Source organism: Pseudomonas putida W15Oct28, from assembly GCF_000708715.2.
GTDB classification, from domain to species: Bacteria; Pseudomonadota; Gammaproteobacteria; order Pseudomonadales; family Pseudomonadaceae; genus Aquipseudomonas; species Aquipseudomonas putida_R.
In genome coordinates this window covers 1-18753 of sequence record NZ_JENB01000027.1, presented here as the reverse complement: position 1 = coordinate 18753, position 18753 = coordinate 1, and the positions used below count along the sequence as shown (strand labels likewise).

Annotated in this window: 18 protein-coding genes and 1 pseudogene; 4 read left to right on the top strand and 15 right to left on the bottom strand. The window is 61.4% G+C overall.

Annotation, left to right across the window (positions count from 1 at the left end):
• Positions 1 to 32: 32 nt before the first annotated feature.
• The 13 genes and pseudogenes from AK81_RS18615 to paaF all read right to left on the bottom strand — a co-directional run.
• Positions 33 to 1601: pseudogene (locus tag AK81_RS18615) on the bottom strand (cation acetate symporter); the annotation flags it as partial.
• On the bottom strand, positions 1592 to 1900 hold the full coding sequence (locus AK81_RS18610) for a DUF485 domain-containing protein (RefSeq protein WP_016499671.1): 309 nt from the start codon (positions 1898 to 1900) through the stop codon (positions 1592 to 1594). The pseudogene AK81_RS18615 and the gene AK81_RS18610, both read right to left, overlap by 10 nt.
• 169 nt (positions 1901 to 2069) lie before the next feature.
• Positions 2070 to 3146 (bottom strand): 1,2-phenylacetyl-CoA epoxidase subunit PaaE, encoded by a 1077-nt coding sequence (gene paaE, locus AK81_RS18605; protein ID WP_043201180.1) that lies wholly within the window; start codon positions 3144 to 3146, stop codon positions 2070 to 2072.
• A gap of 15 nt (positions 3147 to 3161) precedes the next feature.
• Entirely contained in the window at positions 3162 to 3695 is a 534-nt protein-coding gene (gene paaD / locus AK81_RS18600) for a 1,2-phenylacetyl-CoA epoxidase subunit PaaD (RefSeq protein WP_043201178.1), read from the bottom strand.
• Positions 3682 to 4440 carry a 1,2-phenylacetyl-CoA epoxidase subunit PaaC gene (paaC, locus tag AK81_RS18595; protein ID WP_043201176.1) on the bottom strand — a complete coding sequence of 253 codons (759 nt, stop codon included), beginning with the start codon at positions 4438 to 4440 and terminating at the stop codon, positions 3682 to 3684. The genes paaD and paaC overlap by 14 nt, the downstream gene beginning before the upstream one ends.
• Before the next feature lie 8 nt (positions 4441 to 4448).
• Positions 4449 to 4730 (bottom strand): 1,2-phenylacetyl-CoA epoxidase subunit PaaB, encoded by a 282-nt coding sequence (gene paaB, locus AK81_RS18590; protein ID WP_008096376.1) that lies wholly within the window; start codon positions 4728 to 4730, stop codon positions 4449 to 4451.
• 25 nt (positions 4731 to 4755) lie between these two features.
• Positions 4756 to 5745, bottom strand: a complete 990-nt coding sequence (paaA, locus tag AK81_RS18585; RefSeq protein ID WP_043201172.1) for a 1,2-phenylacetyl-CoA epoxidase subunit PaaA — start codon at positions 5743 to 5745, stop codon at positions 4756 to 4758.
• A 216-nt stretch (positions 5746 to 5961) separates the two neighbouring features.
• Positions 5962 to 7281, bottom strand: a complete 1320-nt coding sequence (gene paaK / locus AK81_RS18580) for a phenylacetate--CoA ligase PaaK (RefSeq protein WP_016499676.1) — start codon at positions 7279 to 7281, stop codon at positions 5962 to 5964.
• 121 nt (positions 7282 to 7402) lie between these two features.
• Positions 7403 to 8623, bottom strand: a complete 1221-nt coding sequence (pcaF, locus tag AK81_RS18575) for a 3-oxoadipyl-CoA thiolase (protein ID WP_043201170.1) — start codon at positions 8621 to 8623, stop codon at positions 7403 to 7405.
• Positions 8616 to 9056 carry a hydroxyphenylacetyl-CoA thioesterase PaaI gene (gene paaI, locus AK81_RS18570; RefSeq protein WP_043201167.1) on the bottom strand — a complete coding sequence of 147 codons (441 nt, stop codon included), beginning with the start codon at positions 9054 to 9056 and terminating at the stop codon, positions 8616 to 8618. The genes pcaF and paaI overlap by 8 nt, the downstream gene beginning before the upstream one ends.
• Positions 9049 to 10566: a 3-hydroxyacyl-CoA dehydrogenase PaaH gene (gene paaH / locus AK81_RS18565; protein WP_043201165.1), complete on the bottom strand. Its 1518-nt coding sequence runs from the start codon at positions 10564 to 10566 to the stop codon at positions 9049 to 9051. The genes paaI and paaH overlap by 8 nt, the downstream gene beginning before the upstream one ends.
• A gap of 2 nt (positions 10567 to 10568) precedes the next feature.
• Positions 10569 to 11360, bottom strand: a complete 792-nt coding sequence (gene paaG, locus AK81_RS18560) for a 2-(1,2-epoxy-1,2-dihydrophenyl)acetyl-CoA isomerase PaaG (protein ID WP_043201163.1) — start codon at positions 11358 to 11360, stop codon at positions 10569 to 10571.
• Between the two features lie 34 nt (positions 11361 to 11394).
• A complete protein-coding gene (gene paaF / locus AK81_RS18555) occupies positions 11395 to 12168 on the bottom strand; it encodes a 2,3-dehydroadipyl-CoA hydratase PaaF (protein ID WP_043201160.1) in 774 nt (257 codons plus the stop codon).
• A 352-nt stretch (positions 12169 to 12520) separates the two neighbouring features.
• On the opposite strand from paaF, the gene paaY reads away from it, so the two are divergent.
• The 4 genes from paaY (at position 12521) to AK81_RS18535 (ending at position 15814) form a co-directional block, all read left to right on the top strand.
• Positions 12521 to 13120: a phenylacetic acid degradation protein PaaY gene (paaY, locus tag AK81_RS18550; protein ID WP_043201158.1), complete on the top strand. Its 600-nt coding sequence runs from the start codon at positions 12521 to 12523 to the stop codon at positions 13118 to 13120.
• A 77-nt stretch (positions 13121 to 13197) separates the two neighbouring features.
• Positions 13198 to 14121 carry a phenylacetic acid degradation operon negative regulatory protein PaaX gene (gene paaX, locus AK81_RS18545; protein WP_193393772.1) on the top strand — a complete coding sequence of 308 codons (924 nt, stop codon included), beginning with the start codon at positions 13198 to 13200 and terminating at the stop codon, positions 14119 to 14121.
• Between the two features lie 134 nt (positions 14122 to 14255).
• On the top strand, positions 14256 to 14600 hold the full coding sequence (locus AK81_RS18540) for a helix-turn-helix domain-containing protein (RefSeq protein ID WP_043201291.1): 345 nt from the start codon (positions 14256 to 14258) through the stop codon (positions 14598 to 14600).
• Positions 14600 to 15814 (top strand): type II toxin-antitoxin system HipA family toxin, encoded by a 1215-nt coding sequence (locus AK81_RS18535; RefSeq protein ID WP_043201154.1) that lies wholly within the window; start codon positions 14600 to 14602, stop codon positions 15812 to 15814. Before AK81_RS18540 ends, AK81_RS18535 begins: the two co-directional genes overlap by 1 nt.
• 119 nt (positions 15815 to 15933) lie before the next feature.
• On the opposite strand, the gene rfaD is transcribed toward AK81_RS18535, so the two are convergent.
• Positions 15934 to 16965, bottom strand: a complete 1032-nt coding sequence (rfaD, locus tag AK81_RS18530) for an ADP-glyceromanno-heptose 6-epimerase (protein WP_043201152.1) — start codon at positions 16963 to 16965, stop codon at positions 15934 to 15936.
• A gap of 562 nt (positions 16966 to 17527) precedes the next feature.
• A complete protein-coding gene (locus AK81_RS18525) occupies positions 17528 to 18577 on the bottom strand; it encodes a hypothetical protein (protein ID WP_060529667.1) in 1050 nt (349 codons plus the stop codon).
• Positions 18578 to 18753 lie beyond the last annotated feature (176 nt).

Below are 18753 nucleotides of genomic sequence, written 5' to 3'. Positions count from 1 at the left end.
GTTTTACCCGACATGTTTGTTCTTCCTTGAAGTCAGTGCTTGCTGGCGCCGGCGGCGCCGATACCGGTCATGGAGCGGATGAACTGGGCCAGGTAGCGGCCACGCTCTTCACTGGCACGCTCGGAACTGTCGGTAACCGAGAACACCCAGGCACTCAGGAATGCCAGGCTCATGGAGAACAACGCCGGGTTGCTGTAGGGGAACAGCGCTTTTTCGTGATGCAGCACGTTGACCCACACTGCCGGGCCCAGTACCACCAGCAGCACCGCCGAGGCCAGGCCGGCCATGCTGCCGCACACTGCGCCGCGGGTGGTCAGGCCTTTCCAGAACATCGAAAGCAGCAGCACCGGGAAGTTGACCGAGGCGGCCACCGCCAGCACCAGGCCGGAGAGGAAGGCGATGTTCTGCGACTCGAACATCAGGCCAAGCAGCACCGCCAGCAGGCCGATCAGCAGGGTGGCGATGCGCGATACGCGCATTTCCTCCTGTTCGGTGGCCTTGCCTTGGCGGATCACGCAGGCATACAGGTCGTGGGAGACCGCCGATGCGCCGGACAGCGCCAGGCCGGCGACCACGGCCAGGATGGTGGCGAAGGCTACGGCAGAGATGAAACCAAGGAACAAGTTGCCGCCTACAGCCTGTGCCAGGTGCACGGCGATCATGTTGCCGCCGCCAATGATTGCACCGGTCGCGTCACGGTAGGACGGCTCGGTGCCGACCATGACGATGGCGCCGAAACCGACAATGATCAGCAGCAGGTAGAAGTAACCGATGAAGCCAGTGGCATAGAACACGCTCTTGCGAGCTTCCTTGGCGTCACTGACGGTAAAGAAGCGCATCAGGATATGCGGCAGGCCAGCGGTGCCGAACATCATGCCCAAGCCGAGGGAAATCGCGTCCACCGGATTGGATAGCAAACCACCCGGGGCCATGATCGCCTGGCCCTTGGCATGCACGGCCACGGCGCTGGCGAACATGGCCTCGGTGCTGAAACCGAAGTGCTTGAGCACCATGAAGGCCATGAAGCTGGTGCCCGACAGTAGCATCACCGCCTTGATGATCTGCACCCAGGTAGTGGCGAGCATGCCGCCGAAGGTGACATAGGCAACCATCAGCACACCGACCAGCATCACCGCGTACAGGTAGCTGATGCCGAATAGCAGCTCGATCAGCTTGCCGGCGCCGACCATCTGCGCCACCAGGTACATCAACGCCACTACCAGGGTGCCGAAGGCCGAAGTCAGACGCACCGGGGTTTGTGCCAGGCGGTAGCTGACGACGTCGGCAAAGGTGTACTTGCCCAGGTTGCGCAGGCGTTCGGCGATCAGGAACAGAATGATCGGCCAGCCGGCCAGCACGCCCAGGGCATACAGCAGGCCGTCATAGCCGTTCATGAACATCATCGCGGAAATGCCCAGGAAAGAGGCGGCACTGATCATGTCGCCCGCGATTGCCAGGCCGTTCTGCATGCCGGTCAGCCCCCCGCCGGCAGTGTAGAAGTCGCTGGCCGAGCGGGTGCGCAGGGCAGCCCAGCGGGTGACCAACAAGGTGAAGCAGACGAACACCATGAACATCGAGATGGCGGTCCAGTTCATTGTGCGCACTCCTGCTTGACCTTCTCATTGAGCGGGTCGAGCACATTGTTGGCGCGGTGCACGTAGATGCCGGTCAGGGCAAAGGACAGCAGCACCATCAGCACGCCCACCAGCATGCCGACGGTGGTCACGCCGCCGCTGAGGGACTGGCCAAGGGTGCTGGGAGAGAACGCCACCAGCAGGACGAAGCCGTAGTAGATCACCAGCATGGCCAGGGTCAGGCTGCCGTTGAGGCGGCGTTTACGCCGCACCAGGTGCTGGAAGTCGGGGTGGTTGGCGATGCTTTCTATGCGTTCGGGTGTCATGGCAAGCGATCTCTTGGTTTTGTAATTGTTTTGTTGAGGTCACGCGGGTGTTGCGGTGTTGCTGATGGCCTCTTCGCGGGCTTGCCCGCTCCCACAGGTAAGGCGTTGCTCTTCGCCTTTGTGCGATCCCTGTGGGAGCGGGCACGCCCGCGAAACAGGCGACTCGGTGTCAGAGCTGGTCGAAGTCGAGGACCACCTTGTCGCTTACCGGGTAGGTCTGGCACGACAGCACGTACCCGGCCGCCACTTCGTAGTCTTCCAGGGCATGGTTGCTGTCCATTTCCACTTCGCCTTCGATCACCCGGCATTTACAGGTGGAGCACACGCCGGCCTTGCACGAGTAAGGCAGCTCGGCGCCGATTGCATTGCCGGCGTCCAGCACGTTCTGGGTGTTGCGTGGCAAATCGAAGGTGAGGGCGCGGCCGTCGCTGATCACGGTGATGTGGCTAAGCGCCGAATCCACCTGGCGCGCGGCCTCACGGGCCTCGCGGCGGGTTTCGCTACCGGCGGCGGCGAACAGCTCGAAATGAATGCGCTCCTTGCCCAGGCCATTGGCCTGCAGGCTGTCACGCACGGTTTCGGTCATCGCCTGGGGGCCGCAGATGAAGGCCGCGTCCAGGCCTGGAACATCCAGCCAGCGCGAGAACAGCTGGCCGCACTTGTCGGCGTCGATGCGGCCGTTGTACAGGTCGACATCCTGCTGCTCGCGGCTGAACACGAAAATCAGGTTCAGGCGGTCGAGGTAGCGGTTTTTCAGGTCTTCGAGCTTGTCGCGGAACAGCGCGCCAGAGCTGGAACGGTTGCCGTACAGCAAGGTGAAGCGGCTGTGCGGCTCACTGTCCAGGGTGGTGCCAATGATCGACAGGATCGGGGTAATGCCGCTGCCAGCAGCCACGCCCAGGTAATTGCCCTGGCGGGCAGGGTCCAGCGGTACGAAGAAACTGCCCGATGGCGGCATCACGTCCAGTAGCTGGCCGGCTTTGAGCACTTCATTGGCAAACGCCGAGAAACGCCCGCCTGGCACGCGCTTGACGGCCACGCGCAGCTCACCGTCCTGCACGGCGCTGCAGATCGAGTAAGAGCGGCGGACCTCTTCGTTGTCCAGCTGGGTACGCATGACCAGGTACTGGCCCTGGGTGAAACGGAACTGCGCCTGCAGGTGCTCGGGCACGTCGAAGGCAATCGAAACCGCATCACGGGTCTCATTGCGCACTTGCTTGACGGTCAGGCTGTGAAACTGGCTCATGGCGTTCTCCACGGCTCAAATGCATTTGAAATAGTCGAACGGCTCCAGGCACTCGCGGCAGCGGTACAACGCCTTGCAAGCGGTAGAGCCGAACTGGCTGAGCAATTCGGTATGGGCGCTGCCGCACTGCGGGCAGCACACCTGGGGCGCTTCACCCAGCAGGCTGCGCTTGCTGGCGCTGCCTTGCGGCGGGGCGATGCCGTAGAGGCGCAGGCGCTCGCGGCCCAGCTCGCTGATCCAGTCGGTGCTCCAGGCCGGGGTCAGCCGGCGCTCAAGATCCGGTGCGGGGAAACCCGCCTGCTCCAGCGCCTGGCGGATATCGCCTTCGATCACCTCGGTGGCCGGGCAGCCGGAGTAGGTCGGCGTGACCACCAGGTGCAAGTGGCCGGCGCGCCAGTCGAGGTCGCGGACGATCCCCAGGTCGACCACGCTGACGACTGGCACTTCCGGGTCCATGACCTGGGCCAGCACCTCCCAGGCCCGGGCCAGGTCGTCGCCGCGTGGTGCCCGCGCGCCACGGTCGCCCGCAATCAGCTCACCAGGTTGCATCGGGGTAAGCCCTCGGCAGGAACTGCATCTCGGCCAGCAGCAGGCCCAGGTGCTCGGTGTGCAGGCCTTTGCGGCTGTCCAGGTAGAAATGGCTGGCAGCCTTGGGCAGCGGCAGCTCGACCGAAGCGAAGCTGTCGCTCACCTGTTTGAGCCACGCGGCAGCCACGGTGGACGGGTCGGCAGCGATACCCGCTTCGGCCAATTGCACCTCGTTGTCGCTGGCGGTCGTCAGTTCGACGGTAAAGCGCCACAGTGCCGGAATGGCGGCGAGCATGCGTTGGCGGCTTTCTTCTGTGCCGCCACCCAGGCGCTGCACCCACTCGCTGGAGCGGCGCAGGTGGTAGGTAACTTCCTTCAGTGCCTTGGCGGCGATGCCGGCAATACGCTCATCGCTGGACCCGGCCAGGCCCCGCAGCACGGCGTAATGCCAGGCGTCGTAGAGAAACTGCTTGGTCATGGTCACGGCGAAATCACCGTTGGGTTGCTCGACCAGCAGCAGGTTGCGATAGGCGCGCTCGTCCCGGCGGAAGGCCAAGGCATCGGCGTCGCGGCCGTCGTCAAGCAGCTCGGCGGCATATTCCAGCCAGTTGCGCGCCTGGCCGACCAGGTCGAGGCCAACGTTCATCAGGGCCAGTTCTTCTTCGATGGCAGGGGCGTGGCCACACCATTCGCAGAGGCGCTGGCCTTGGACCAGGGCACTGTCGCCGAGCAGCAGCAGGTAAGGGATCAGGGCTTCGTTGTGCATGGCCAACCTCACATGTGTCCGACTTCATCGGGCAGCTCGTAGAAGCTGGCATGGCGGTAGACCTTGTCGTCCGAAGGGACGAACAGCGGGTCTTTCTCGTCGGGAGAGGAGGCGGTGATCAGTGCCGAAGGCACCACCCACAGGCTGACGCCTTCGCTACGACGGGTGTACAGCTCGCGGGCATTCTCGATGGCCATGGCGGCATCCGCGGCGTGCACGCTGCCTACATGCTTGTGGTTAAGGCCGTGCTTGCTGCGCACGAACACTTCGTAGAGGGTCCAGACAGACATTTTCGATCTCCGCATCAATCGCCGCTCAGGCGGCGTTCTTGTTCTGTTGCTTGCGCGCGTAAGCCACGGCGGCCTCGCGTACCCAGGCGCCGTCCTCGATGGCCTGGCGGCGGGTGGCGACACGTTCCTGGTTGCAAGGGCCGTTGCCCTTGATCACTTCGTAGAACTCGTCCCACTGTATTTCGCCGAAGTCGTAGTGACCGCGTTCGGCGTTCCACTTCAGTTCAGGGTCGGGGGCGGTGCAGCCGAGCAGTTCGAGCTGCGGCACGGTCTGGTCGATAAAGCGCTGGCGCAGTTCGTCGTTGGTCTGGCGCTTGATTTTCCAGGCCATGGACTGGGCGCTGTTCGGGGAGTGTTCGTCGCTGGGGCCGAACATCATCAGCGATGGCCACCACAGGCGGTTGATCGCGTCCTGGACCATGTCGCGCTGGGCCTGGGTGCCGTGACGCATCATGGTCAGGAGAATTTCGTAACCCTGGCGCTGGTGGAAGCTCTCTTCCTTGCAGATACGGATCATCGCGCGGGAGTAGGGGCCATAGGAGGTGCGCTGCAGCACCACCTGGTTGACGATTGCGGCGCCATCCACCAGCCAGCCCACTGCGCCCATGTCGGCCCAGCTGAGGGTGGGGTAGTTGAAGATGCTCGAATACTTGGCCTTGCCGCTGTGCAGCTTGGCGATCTCTTCGTCGCGGTCGGCGCCCAGGGTTTCCATGGCGCTGTACAGGTACAGGCCGTGGCCGGCTTCGTCCTGGATCTTGGCCATCAGCTGCAGCTTGCGCTTGAGGCTGGGGGCGCGGGTAACCCAGTTGCCTTCGGGCAGCATGCCGACGATTTCCGAATGGGCGTGCTGGGAGATCTGCCGGATCAAGGTCTGGCGGTAGGCCTCGGGCATCCAGTTCTTGGCTTCGATCTTGATTTCGGCGTCGATCTTTTCCTGGAAGTTGCGCTCTTCGGGCGACATCTCTTCCAGTGACTTGACGCGCTTGACTCCGGTTTCCACTAGCTGTGCGTACATGTGCGGCGACTCCTGCTAAGGCATGAGCCATTTGTAAGCGATACAAAACATAACGTCAAACAGTTTTATGTGTATCAAATAAGATTTGTGTATCGCTTTTGGGCCTCTTCGCGGGTAAACCCGCTCCCACAGGGGGGCGCGCACCTTTTAGAGCGGGTAAAACAAACGCAAAAAAAAGCCCCGGACAATGCCGGGGCCGAAAAGGCAGCCGATTAATCAGCTGGCCAACCGTTTGTCGTACACGTGGCAAGCCTTGCCCTCGGAGCGCTTGAGCGTGCCGCAGGGCTGCAGGTGCACCTGGGTGCTGATGCCGATGTAGGTCTTGATCTGTTTGCTCAACTCTCCGATAACCAGCTTGCGCTGGCCTTCGTCGAGGTGCTGGCACTCCGCGCGCAACTCAACATGCACCTCTACGCTGTCCAGGTTGCCGTTACGATACAAATGAATCTCATACATCTCGGAAAGTTGTTTTATTTTTAACACCTGTTCCTCGATCTGGGTCGGGAACACGTTGACCCCGCGAATGATCAGCATGTCGTCGCTGCGCCCGGTGATCTTGCCAATCCGTCGCATCGGCCTGGCGGTGCCGGGCAGCAGGCGGGTGAGGTCGCGGGTGCGGTAGCGCACCATTGGCAGCGCCTCTTTGCTTAGCGAGGTGAACACCAGCTCGCCCAACTGACCGTCTGGCAATACCTCGCCGGTGACCGGGTCGATGATCTCGGGGTAGAAGTGGTCTTCCCAGATGGTCGGGCCGTCCTTGGTCTCGATGCACTCCATCGCCACCCCGGGCCCCATGATTTCCGACAGGCCATAGATGTCGAGGGCATTGATACCCAGGCGTTGCTCGATCGAGCGGCGAAGCTCGTCGGTCCAGGGTTCGGCGCCAAATATGCCTAGCCGCAGTTTCAGATCGTGCGGGTCGATGCCCTGGCGCTCGATCTCGTCGGCCAGGTTCAGCATGTACGAAGGCGTGACCATGATGATGTCGGGCTGGAAGTCGCGGATCAGCTGCACCTGCTTCTCGGTCTGGCCACCGGACATCGGGATTACCGTGCAGCCGAGGCGTTCGGCACCGTAGTGCGCGCCAAGCCCGCCAGTGAAAAGCCCATAGCCATAGGAAACATGCACCTTGTCACCTTTGCGCCCGCCAGCGGCACGGATCGAGCGTGCCACGACGTTGGCCCAGGTGTTGATGTCATTCTGGGTGTAACCGACCACCGTCGGCTTGCCGGTGGTGCCGCTGGAAGCGTGCAGGCGCACCACCTCTTCCTGGGGCACGGCAAACATGCCGTAGGGGTAGTTGTCGCGCAGGTCGTTCTTGCCGGTGAAGGGGAACTTCGCCAGGTCTTCGAGGCACGTGAGGTCGTCGGGGTGGGCGCCGCATTCCGCAAAGCGCTGGCGGTACAGCGGCACATTGTCGTAGGCGTGCTTCAGGCTCCAGCGCAGGCGTTCCAGCTGGTGCTGGCGCAGGGCGTCGACACTGGCGGTTTCCATCGGGTCCAGCAGGGCACGGTCGGCATCATGGTACATGTTCATGGCTTCACTCGAATTGTTCTTGTACGCCGCGCGCCAGCGGTTGCAGGCCACGCGGTGAGTGTCATGAGCGCAGCATATACGGCTGCGTTCGGTTCGGTAACAGGCGGATGGTCTGATCCGCTCAGAGGCGCTCGATGACCATGGCGATGCCCTGGCCAACCCCGATGCACATGGTGCACAGGGCATAGCGGCCGGTGGTTTCTTCCAGCTCGTGCAGGGCGGTTGTGACCAGACGTGCGCCGCTCATGCCCAGCGGATGGCCGAGGGCGATGGCTCCGCCGTTGCGGTTGACCCGGGGGTCGTCGTCGGCCAGGCCCAGCTCGCGCAACACTGCCAGGCCCTGGGCGGCGAAGGCTTCGTTGAGCTCGATGACGTCGAGGTCAGACAACGACAACCCCGTGAGCTCAAGTACCTTTCGGGTTGCCGGCACCGGGCCGATACCCATCAACCGCGCCTCAACCCCGGCCACCGCCATGCCGACGATACGGCCGCGGGCTTTCAGGCCATGGCGGCGGGCCGCGGCGCTGCTGGCCAGCAGCAGGGCGCAGGCGCCGTCGTTGACGCCGGAGGCATTGCCGGCGGTGACGCTACCACCTTCACGGAACGGGGTGCCAAGGCGGGCCAATTGCTCCAGCGTAGTGTCGCCGCGCGGATGCTCGTCGTGCTCGACCACTTTGGCCGGGCCTTTGCGTTGCGGGATCTCGACCGGCACGATTTCTTTCGCCAGGCGGCCGCGGGCCTGAGCGGCGGCCGCCTTGTGCTGGCTGCGCAGGGCGAAGGCATCTTGATCGGCGCGGGAAATGCCAAACTGCTCAGCCACGTTCTCGGCAGTTTCCGGCATCGAATCGGTGCCGTAGGCAGCCTTCATCAGCGGGTTGACGAAACGCCAGCCGATCGTGGTGTCGAACAGCTCGGCCGCGCGACCAAAGGCCTGCTCCGACTTGCCCATCACGAACGGCGCACGCGACATCGATTCCACGCCGCCGGCCAGCATCAGCCCGGCTTCGCCACAGCGCAAGGCGCGGGCCGCATTGCCGATGGCATCCAGGCCAGAACCACACAGCCGGTTGATCGTGGTCCCCGGTACTTCGAGTGGCAGCCCGGCCAGCAGGCTGGCCATGTGTGCCACGTTGCGGTTGTCTTCGCCTGCCTGGTTGGCACAGCCGAGGATCACGTCGTCGACCGCTTTCCAGTCCAGCTCGGGGTGGCGCTGGATCAAGGCTTTCAGCGGGATGGCGGCGAGGTCATCGGCACGTACGCCACTCAAGGCCCCGGCATAGCGGCCGATGGGGGTGCGCACGGCGTCGATGATCAAGGCATCGGCGAGGGTGTGTTCAGTCATCTTGCGTCTCCTGCGCCAGCACGGTGCCGCGCACTTTGTAGGATTTGCCATGGAACATCGCCACCAGCTCACCGCGCTGGTTGTGGATGCGCACGTCGTACAGGCCGGTGCGGCCTTTGCGGCTGACCTCGCTGGCGTGGGCGGTGAGCACGTCGTCGCGCAACGCCGGGGCCAGGTAGTCAATGCTGCAGCCCAGCGCCACGGTGGCCTGGTCATAGCTGTTACAGGCGAAGGCAAACGCCGAGTCGGCCAGGGCGAACAGGAAGCCGCCATGGCAGGTGCCATGGCCCTGGATCATGTCGGCACGTACCGGCATGCGCAGGCTGGCTCGGCCCGGGCCGGCATCCAGCAGGCTGATGCCCAGGCCCTGGGTAGCCGGGTCACGGGCATACATGGCGTCGGCACAAGCTTGTGCCAGTTCGAGTTCAGTCATGCAGGGTGCCTCCTTTGGCCTCGCAGCGACGTAACAGCAGGGAAGGGCGGTAGCGGCTCTCGCCATAGCTGCGCTGCAGGTTGTCGAGCACGCGCAGGGTGTGGGCAATACCGATGTCCGCAGCCCAGGCCAGCGGGCCACAGGGGTAATTGACGCCGGCGCGCATGGCCAGGTCGATGTCGGCGGCGCTGCCGACGCCCTGCAACACGGCATCGGCGGCCTCGTTGGCGAGCATGGCCACGGTGCGCAGCACCACCAGGCCGGGCAGGTCGGCGACCGCAGTGACCTTGAGGCCGGCCCGCTGCAGCAGGGCCACCGCTTGGTCGCGGGCGCTTTCGGTGGTATCGGCCGACCAGCTGATGGCAATCCGCGAGGCGGTGCCATAGTCCAGCGCGAGGTCGAGCAGCACCAGGTTGCGCAGGCCATCTTCACGGGCGCGCTGGCTGGCGAGGCGGCCATCGGACAATGCCAGGGTGGCATCACCGACCTGGATCACGCCGCTACCGGCACGCTGGGTTACGACGATGCCGTTCTGGCGCAGGCGTTCGACCACTGGCTGCAACACACCGAGGTGCCCCTCGATAATGCAGGCTTCGGCGCTGCTGGAGCTGTGCAATTCGGCCGGAACAGGGCGCTCGGCGCCTTCGGCGTAGCTATAGAAGCCTTGCCCAGTCTTGCGGCCGAGGCGGCCGGCATCCACCAGCTCTTTTTGCACCAGTGACGGCTGGAAGCGGAAGTCCCCATAGAAAGCATCGAACACCGAGCACGTGACGGCGTAATTGACGTCGTGGCCGATCAGGTCGGTCAACTCGAACGCCCCCATGCGGAACCCACCCGCATCGCGAAGCAGTGCATCAAGGCTGGCGCAATCGGCTGCTCCTTCCTGTAGCAGGCGCAGGCTTTCGGCATAGAAAGGCCGCGCCACACGGTTGACGATAAAGCCCGGTGTCGAGCGCGTGTGCACTGGCTGTTTGCCCCAGGCCTGGGCGGTATCGTAGATACACGCGGCCACGGCCGGTTCGGTTGCCAGGCCCGACACCACCTCGACCAGCGCCATCAGCGGTGCCGGGTTGAAGAAGTGCATGCCAACCACTTGCTGCGGGCGTGCAAGGCCGGCAGCCAGGCTGGTGATGGACAGCGAAGAAGTGTTGCTGGCAATGATGCAATCAGCCGCGCACAGGGCTTCGAGCTGGCTGAACAGCGCCTGCTTGACCTGCAGGTTCTCGACGATGGCCTCGATCACCAGGCCGGCATCAGCCAATGCTTCGAGCGTGTCGACCGGGTATAGCCGAAGGCTGATCTTTTCGCGCTCGGCAGCCTGCAACTTGCCTTTTTCCACGAGCCGGCCGAGTTGCCGTTCAATACCGGCCACTGCCTGGGCGGCAGCCCCCGGGCGGTTGTCGTAAAGCTTAACCGGGTGACCGGCCTGGGCCGCGACCTGGGCGATGCCGGCGCCCATGGCACCGGCACCGATCACTGCTACTTGCACATTGCTTGCGAGTGCGCCCATGTTCAGCGCCCCTTGAATGCGGGTGTGCGCTTGTTCATGAAGGCGCTCACGCCTTCGCGGTAGTCCTCGCTGCGCCCGGCCAGGCGTTGCAGGTCGCGCTCAAGCTCCAGTTGCTCATCGAAGCCGTTGTCGAAACTGGCATTGAGGCTGCGCTTGATCAGCGCCAAGCCGTAGGTGGGCTGGGTGGCGAGCTGGCGGGCGAGGGTGAGGGCTTCGTCACGCAGTGCGGCATCGTCCACCACGCGGTGGATCAGCCCCCATTGCTGGGCCTGTTCGGCACCAAGGCGCTCGCCCAGCATGGCCAGTGCTTTGGCCCGCGCCAGGCCGACCAGGCGCGGCAGCAGCCAGGTACCGCCTGAGTCGGGCACCAGGCCGATCTTGCAAAAGGCCTGGATAAAACTTGCCGAGCGGGCGGCCAGCACCAGGTCGCAGGCCAGCGGGATGTTGGCACCGGCGCCGGCGGCCACACCGTTTACCGCACAGATCACCGGCAGCGGCAGGTCGCGCAGGGTGCGCACCAGCGGGTTGTAGAACTTGTCGATCGATTCGCCCAGGTCTGGCACCTCGGCCCCTGGGGCGACGTTACGGTCGGACAGGTCCTGGCCGGCACAAAAGCCCCGGCCCTCAGCCGTCAGCAACAGCACCCGTGCATCACTGCTCTGGCGAACTTGCTTGAGTGCTTCGCGCACTTCCAGGTGCATGGCGGTGTTGAAGCTGTTCAGCTGCTCGGGGCGGTTCAAGGAGAGGAGGGCGACGCCGTCCTCGATGGAAAACAGGATGTGCTGGAAAGTCATGACAGACTCGCTCCGTCAGTCGAGGGGTAGATGATCAGCGGCCTTGGAAGCGCGCCGGGCGCTTTTCCTGAAAGGCCCGAATGCCTTCGTCACGGTCGGCAGTACCGGCCAGCAGGGTGAATGCATGGCGTTCAAAGCGCAGGCCACTGGCCAGGTCGGTATCACCGGCCTTGAGTAGCGCTTCTTTTGCCAGGCGCACTGCCAGCGGCGCCTTGGCAGCGATGCTGCGGGCGACCTGCATGGCGCGTTCTACGGTGAATTCGGGCTGGGTAACTTCGCTGACCAGGCCGGCTTGCTGGGCGTGACGGGCAGTGATGGCTTCGCCCGTCAGCACCATCTGCATGGCCAGCGGCTTGCCTACGGCCCGCAACAGGCGCTGGGTACCGCCAGCACCGGGGATGATGCCGAGGTTGATCTCCGGCTGCCCGAAGCGGGCGTCGGTACCGGCGATGACGATGTCGGCACACATCACCAGTTCGCAACCGCCACCCAAGGCGTAGCCGTTGACGGCAGCAATCAGCGGCTTGGCAAAGGCGGCGATGCGTTGCCAGTGGGCTACTCGAGGGTCGTTGAGGATGCCGACCAGGTCGCGCTCGGCCATTTCGCGGATGTCAGCGCCTGCGGCGAACGCCTTGCGGCTGCCGGTTAGCACCACAGCGCCGATCTGGTCGTCCAGAGCGGCTGCGTCCAACGCAGTGGCCAGCTCTGCCAGTAACTCGGTGCACAGGGCGTTCAGTGCCTCGGGCCGTTGCAGGGTAATGAGCTGAACGCCGTTTTCCGGCGCCTGCACATCGAGATATCGCGGCATGTCGGGTTCCTCTGGCTGCACGCACGGCACATCGTGGGGCCGGCATTTCTTGGAATTGTTTGCAGGGTCGTGAAGCTGGGTCACGACCAGGTGAGGCCAGTATATGCATTACGTGATACGTGAATGCAACATCGAAAATAGATTTGCGTATCTCTTACGGCAAATGGTCGTGTAGCTTACGCCTACCTAAAATGTCTAATTAGGCGCTTATCATGGCGATATCGCTGATCTTGAAGCTGGATTTGGAGGCAAATGCTAATGAGTTGAAAGCGATACACGACCACGCTGATTGACGACAAAATATTTTGTGATACAAGATCAAGTGCCATTTCAAATCATTTCTGGAGCTTCCATGCCTTGCTATCGACTGGACGGCCTGACGCCTGTGGTTCACCCGACAGCCTACGTGCACCCCAGTGCAGTACTGATTGGCGACGTCATCGTCGGCCCACGTTGCTACATAGGCCCTTTGGCATCGCTCAGGGGCGATTTCGGCCGCATCGTGCTGGAGGAGGGCGCCAACTTGCAGGACACCTGTGTCATGCATGGTTTTCCGGGCGGCGACACGGTAGTAGAGCGCAACGGGCATGTCGGTCATGGCGCGGTGCTGCACGGCTGCAAAGTGGGGGAGGACGCCTTGATCGGCATGAACGCAGTGGTGATGGATGGCGCCCATGTCGCACCACGCTGCATCGTCGCGGCGACCGCGTTCGTCAAAGCCGGCTTCGCATGTGAAGCGCAAAGCCTGGTGATGGGGTCGCCGGCCCAGGTCAAACGGCCCTTGAGCGAACAGGAGTTGGCCTGGAAGCAGCGCGGCACTGCGGAGTATCAGCAACTGGCGCAGCGCTGCATGAACGGCATGGTCGAATGCCCGCCATTGGCCGAAGCCGAACCAGGGCGCCCGCGCATGGAAGATACCGGTGTCCGGCCCAAAGGCCAGGCGACTGCATGAGCCTGGTAGCGTCACGCAATGGTCAGGCGGCCCGCCGCACAGGTATAGTCGGTGCTTTATCCGCGCACAGTTCGCCCATGAGCAATCTTGCCCCACTGAACAACCTGATCACTCGCTTTCAGGAGCAGACGCCAATCCGCGCCAGCTCACTGATCATCACCTTGTACGGCGATGCCATCGAGCCCCACGGGGGGACCGTCTGGCTGGGTAGCCTGATCAACCTGCTGGAACCGATCGGCATCAACGAACGACTGATCCGCACGTCGATCTTTCGACTCACCAAAGAGGGTTGGCTCACCGCTGAAAAGGTTGGCCGGCGCAGTTACTACAGCCTGACGGGCACTGGCCGCCGCCGTTTCGAAAAAGCCTTCAAACGTGTCTACAGCCCGAGCCAACCGGCCTGGGATGGCGCCTGGACGCTGGTGTTGCTGTCACAGCTCGAGGCTGGCAAGCGCAAGGCCTTGCGTGAAGAGCTGGAATGGCAGGGGTTTGGCGTCATGGCGCCGAACCTGCTTGGCTGCCCACGGGCAGACCGCGCTGATCTGGCCGCAACCCTGCGTGACCTGGAAGCCAGCGACGACAGCATCGTTTTCGAAACCCACACCCAGGAAGTGCTCGCGTCCAAGGCCATGCGCGCCCAGGTGCGGGAGAGCTGGCGTATCGACGAGCTGGGGCAGCAGTACAGCGAGTTCATCCAGCTGTTCAGGCCGCTGTGGCAAAGCTTGAAAGAGCAGCAACTGCTCGATGCTCAAGATTGCTTTCTGGCGCGCACGCTGCTGATTCACGAGTACCGCCGGCTGTTGCTGCGCGACCCGCAACTGCCAGACGAGCTGCTGCCAGGTGACTGGGAGGGAAGGGCCGCGCGACAGTTGTGCCGCAACCTGTACCGGCTGGTGTTTGCCAAGGCAGAGGAGTGGCTGAATGCGGCGCTGGAGACGGCGGACGGGCCATTGCCGGATGTGAACGAGAGTTTTTACAAGCGCTTTGGTGGGCTGGCTTGAGTCCATTAATGCTGGCAGCCATAGGCCTTATCCTTGACAAGGCCCACCACTGTAGGCATTAACCTGAATAAACCATGACTTAATATGTGCTATGGTTAACATTAAGTATATTAATGTTAATGATGGTGGACATTATGTCGGGTTACTTTCCCGTCGCATGTGCCGACACACTCAGCAAAATCGGGCTATTGGTGAAGGCACGCCGACTCGCGCTCGGCCTGCGCCAGGCTGACATCAAGGCAGCTATTGACGTTTCGGCGCACACGCTGCGCAAGATCGAGAGCGGCTCTGAGCTGGTCGATCTGCGGTCATTCATGTTGGTGCTTTGGCGGTTGGGTATCAGCGATACGGTGTTCTCATCGCTGGAGGGCCTGGAAAAAAGCTCACAGGTCACACTGTTTACCCAGAGCGACGATGTGCTTCAAGGCATCGCGGCCAGGCGGGTGCGTTTGGCCAAACCCAAGCCTGAGGAGTTCTGATGTCTCGCGCCTACATCTATATGGAGCACCCGGAAACGGGCGAGGTCATGACCCTGGGCCGGCTCACGCTAAAAGGCAAGGTGGGCGAGTTCCTGTATGCCCCAGATCAGGTGGCACGTGGCAGCTGGGTACCCGACCCGATCAACTACCCCCTGCGGGCCGAAGCCTACACGGGCATTGCCAAAAACCGCGGGGTACCTGGCTTCATCAACGACGCCATGCCCGACGGTTGGGGGGAGAGGCTGCTGCACCGCGCCTACGGCCAAGACTTGGGCACAATCGACTTTTTGCTCAAGTCACCCAACAACGACCGCATCGGCAACCTGATGGCCGGCACTGCCACGACGCCTGCCGAAGGCATCGGCGAGGGTTCCGTACCAAGCCTGAAAGGGCTGGCAAAATTCGTTGCCGCTTGCGAAGCAGTGTATGACGGGCAAATCGACAGCGAATCGACCGTCGCCCTGAATGTACGTCAGCAACGCTCCGCATTGGGTGGCGCACGGCCGAAACGCACCCTTCAAGACAACGGGATGCTTATTCTCGCCAAGCCACGTGATCGGTTTGACCACTACGACTTACCGACGATCGAGTATGCCTGCATGACATTTGCGGCAGGGAAGGGCATGAATGTGGCGCGTACCGCACTGCATGCCGAAAATCCTTCCACCTTGCTGGTAGAACGCTTTGACCGTACTCCGATTGCCGAGGGTGCCCGACGCCTACCGATGCTCAGCGCGCTGACATTGCTTGATTCGGAGTGGAATGGCCCGCACCACAGGGATTGGCGCTATGCCGCCGTGGCAGACGAGATGCGCCGGCGCGGCGTGCCGCAGGGCGACCTGCAGGAGCTGTTCAAGCGCATGTGTTACAACGCCTTGGTAGGGAACTCTGATGATCATCCACGCAATCATGCCGTGATATGGGTTGGCGGGGAGTGGCGGCTTTCACCGATGTACGACGTCTTGCCCATGCTTGACGAGGGGCCCGCTAAGGCCTTGGCTATGGCGGTTGGTCGAGAGGGCAGCCAGGTGAGTCGAAGCAATCTGCTCAGCCACCATACACATTTTGCACTGGAACGGGATGAGGCCGAACATCTGCTTGAACAGGTGGCCAGCTGGGAGCAGGAATTGAAAGATCATTACGCAAAAGTCCTGTCGGGGAGCGACTTGGACATGGCCTGTGATGCGGCCAGTTCTGCGCGTATGCTGAAATAGAGGAGCGCTTATTTGATAACTACGCTAAATGACTATTTAGTGTAGTTATCAGCAATATTTAGCCAGATCATGAACAATACCGAGATAAAATCACGCTTTCTGCGCACTTTCAAGCAATCTCAAGCTGCCGCCGTCTGCTTGAATGGAGCAGGCGGCGGGCTTTGGATACCCTGCAACCAGTCGCAGTAGCGGGCCACGCCTTGCTGGACTGTCAATGTAGGTGCCTTGTAACCGGCAGCGCGCAAGCGCTCCAGGTCGGCACAGGTGTAGCACTGGTATTTGCCACGCAAATGATCAGGAAATTCACTGTACTCAAGCACACCCTCCAGCAAAGCCATCTCGAGGGACAAGGGCGGTTGGTCCTGCTGTTCACGCAGCCTGTTGATCACAGCCAAAGCAACGTCGTTGAACGGCTGGGCGCGACCACTGCCGACATTGAAAATGCCGCTCAATTGTGGGCGTTCAAGGAAGAACATATTGACCTTGACCACATCATCCACAGAGACGAAATCACGCAGATGTCCACCGTTGGGATAGTCCCCATAGCTGCCGAACAGGCTGACTTTTCCATGGGCTTGGTACTGGTTGAAGCAGTGCAGGGCCACTGACGCCATCGTACCTTTGTGCTGCTCATGGGGCCCGTAGACGTTGAAATAACGCAAGCCCACGACCTGGCTGCGCGCCGTCGTCAGTTGCCGGCGCACCTGTTGATCGAACAGGTACTTGGAATAGCCATAGACGTTTAGCGGGCGCTCACATTCACGTAGTTCGCGAAATTCTTGTCCTGCGCCATACACAGCTGCCGATGACGCATACAACAGCGGGATCCCTTGGCGCTGAGTGGACGCCAGCAATTCACGGCTGAACCGGTAGTTGTTATCCAACATGAAACGACCATCAGCTTCGACGGTGCTTGAACACGCACCTTGGTGCATCACGGCATGCACCTTGCCGAACTCACCACGAGCAAAGCGATCGAGAAAATCGTCCTTGTCCAGGTAGTCGGCAATTTCACTGTCGGCCAGGTTGCGGAATTTGTCGCCATCGGTCAGGTCGTCGACGGCAATGATCTCGGTTTCGTTGCGCTGGTTCAGCGCCTTAACGAGATTGCTACCGATAAATCCTGCAGCGCCGGTTACGATGATGGTCATGCCAGATTCCCCGTGAGGGTGCGGAGCCCGCATTTTAATCTGGGCAGTTTGAGCGAACCTTAACCTGGATCAACGGATCTACCGGTTTCGACGAATGAGGGCCTTGAGCAGGCTCACAATCTGGCCACCCACGGCGCAGTGATAAAATACGAATGTTCGGATAATGCATATTATGTTAAATCGTATGTGGGAGTGGTAGAACTCTTGCGCCGGTCCCCACTAGCCCCCAGTCGCTTTTCCGAAAAAACCCGTTGTAGCCGTCGCGAATCGCGGACACTCTTGACCCTGAATCCCCTGAATCCCCTGAATCCCCTGAATCCCCTGCAGCCCTCAACCCACATGCCCTCCAGGGCTTCTTGATTGCTGCGAAGCACCTGCAATCCTACGAAATGCGGACACTCTTGTCGCTGAGCGTCATCCGCAACCCCTTGTTAAGGGTGGCGTGTGCCATCACGGCGCGACGTATCCTGAGGCCTTGGAGTACATGTGTACTCTATCGATATTCGGGTCACCAAACCGCCACTCGTGACTTGGGAATTCGCACACTGCTCGCCAAAAACGACTATAGCCATCCGCCCTCACTCGTCATGGATGAGGGTCTGGTGGTCGCAATGATGAAGTCATCCTCTGGCGTCAGCGTTCCCAAGTAGCCCTCAGCTTTCATCGCGCCGACCAATCTCTGGTTTGACTCAGTGTTTCTTACCTTGATCTTTTTGACCTTCGCGCTCACGGTTTTGAAGCCCTCATCGTCGAGCAAAGCCAGAGTTGCTGAAACGTCCGGCCATTTCATACCTGGAAGACATTGTGTCAGCATTGCAGAGCGATGCTCCGGGCTGAGGCTCGCGCTGCGAACCAAATGTCGCAGCACAGGCATCAGCGAATCAGCAAACCTTTCGCCAGCTTGGTTGGCTAGCGTCGATACCCGGCCTAGCTCAGGAACCGCTTCGGGGTTGCTTTCAATCGTCTCCAGGCTAAGCCCTGACCACATCTGAATTTTCTGTGTGAGTAGCAACGCTTTGCTTTTGCTCAGCGTGAGCATCGAGTCGAGTTGGAGCGAGCCGATATCGATCTCTGTCTTCGCTAGATCCCACCGCTCAACCAGGTACTGGCCTTCGAGGTGTGGGCAAGTATTAAATACGATGCCCCTGACTTCCGAGCTATATGGAAGGAATGATGAGGCCACCAGCATGACCCAGCGCCCCGCAGGTAACGCTGCTTTGATCATTGATAGGTCTTGGAGCACCACACCACCGAGCAATTCCTTGAGCACTTCATTACTGATATCGGTGGAGTTCAGAAGATACTGTTGCAGCGTCCAATCTTCGCTCGATGACTGCCACAGCTTGCCCTTGAGAGATGATGCGTTCCGAGCGATGAAGCCAGTGAATAGCGTTGCGGATTCCGCTCCGCTTTCATCGCCCGAAACGTGGCCGTCTGGTGCAATGACTTTGTCGTAATAACTCCATACGGCCTCTGCTTTGGCCACCAAACGATCACTCTCAAGTGCCTTTGCCCAAAGGAGCTTCGGTGCATCAGTGAGTGCCTGTAGGTCACATGTCGTGTGATCGAAGAGTTTGTCTGCCAGGTCCTCATTGGCGTCCAGTTCTGCCAATAAACTCGCCAATGAATCGCTTGATTCATCCAGGACAGCAGACTGATCCAGCAGCGCTGTGAATCGCCCCTGGTTTGCTAGACACTCTCCAAGCTCAGAAAATAGCGTTTCTCATACTCTACTGGCGACAGCTGCATAGCACTGCTGTGTCGGCGTTTAGGGTTATAGAACATCTC

Coding starts and splice junctions, on each gene's coding strand:
- AK81_RS18610 (WP_016499671.1), bottom strand. CDS start 1,900: ATGACACCCGAACGCATAGAAAGCATCGCCAACCACCCCGACTTCCAG.
- paaE (WP_043201180.1), bottom strand. CDS start 3,146: ATGAGCCAGTTTCACAGCCTGACCGTCAAGCAAGTGCGCAATGAGACC.
- paaD (WP_043201178.1), bottom strand. CDS start 3,695: ATGCAACCTGGTGAGCTGATTGCGGGCGACCGTGGCGCGCGGGCACCA.
- paaC (WP_043201176.1), bottom strand. CDS start 4,440: ATGCACAACGAAGCCCTGATCCCTTACCTGCTGCTGCTCGGCGACAGT.
- paaB (WP_008096376.1), bottom strand. CDS start 4,730: ATGTCTGTCTGGACCCTCTACGAAGTGTTCGTGCGCAGCAAGCACGGC.
- paaA (WP_043201172.1), bottom strand. CDS start 5,745: ATGTACGCACAGCTAGTGGAAACCGGAGTCAAGCGCGTCAAGTCACTG.
- paaK (WP_016499676.1), bottom strand. CDS start 7,281: ATGAACATGTACCATGATGCCGACCGTGCCCTGCTGGACCCGATGGAA.
- pcaF (WP_043201170.1), bottom strand. CDS start 8,623: ATGACTGAACACACCCTCGCCGATGCCTTGATCATCGACGCCGTGCGC.
- paaI (WP_043201167.1), bottom strand. CDS start 9,056: ATGACTGAACTCGAACTGGCACAAGCTTGTGCCGACGCCATGTATGCC.
- paaH (WP_043201165.1), bottom strand. CDS start 10,566: ATGGGCGCACTCGCAAGCAATGTGCAAGTAGCAGTGATCGGTGCCGGT.
- paaG (WP_043201163.1), bottom strand. CDS start 11,360: ATGACTTTCCAGCACATCCTGTTTTCCATCGAGGACGGCGTCGCCCTC.
- paaF (WP_043201160.1), bottom strand. CDS start 12,168: ATGCCGCGATATCTCGATGTGCAGGCGCCGGAAAACGGCGTTCAGCTC.
- paaY (WP_043201158.1), top strand. CDS start 12,521: ATGCCTTGCTATCGACTGGACGGCCTGACGCCTGTGGTTCACCCGACA.
- paaX (WP_193393772.1), top strand. CDS start 13,198: ATGAGCAATCTTGCCCCACTGAACAACCTGATCACTCGCTTTCAGGAG.
- AK81_RS18540 (WP_043201291.1), top strand. CDS start 14,256: ATGTCGGGTTACTTTCCCGTCGCATGTGCCGACACACTCAGCAAAATC.
- AK81_RS18535 (WP_043201154.1), top strand. CDS start 14,600: ATGTCTCGCGCCTACATCTATATGGAGCACCCGGAAACGGGCGAGGTC.
- rfaD (WP_043201152.1), bottom strand. CDS start 16,965: ATGACCATCATCGTAACCGGCGCTGCAGGATTTATCGGTAGCAATCTC.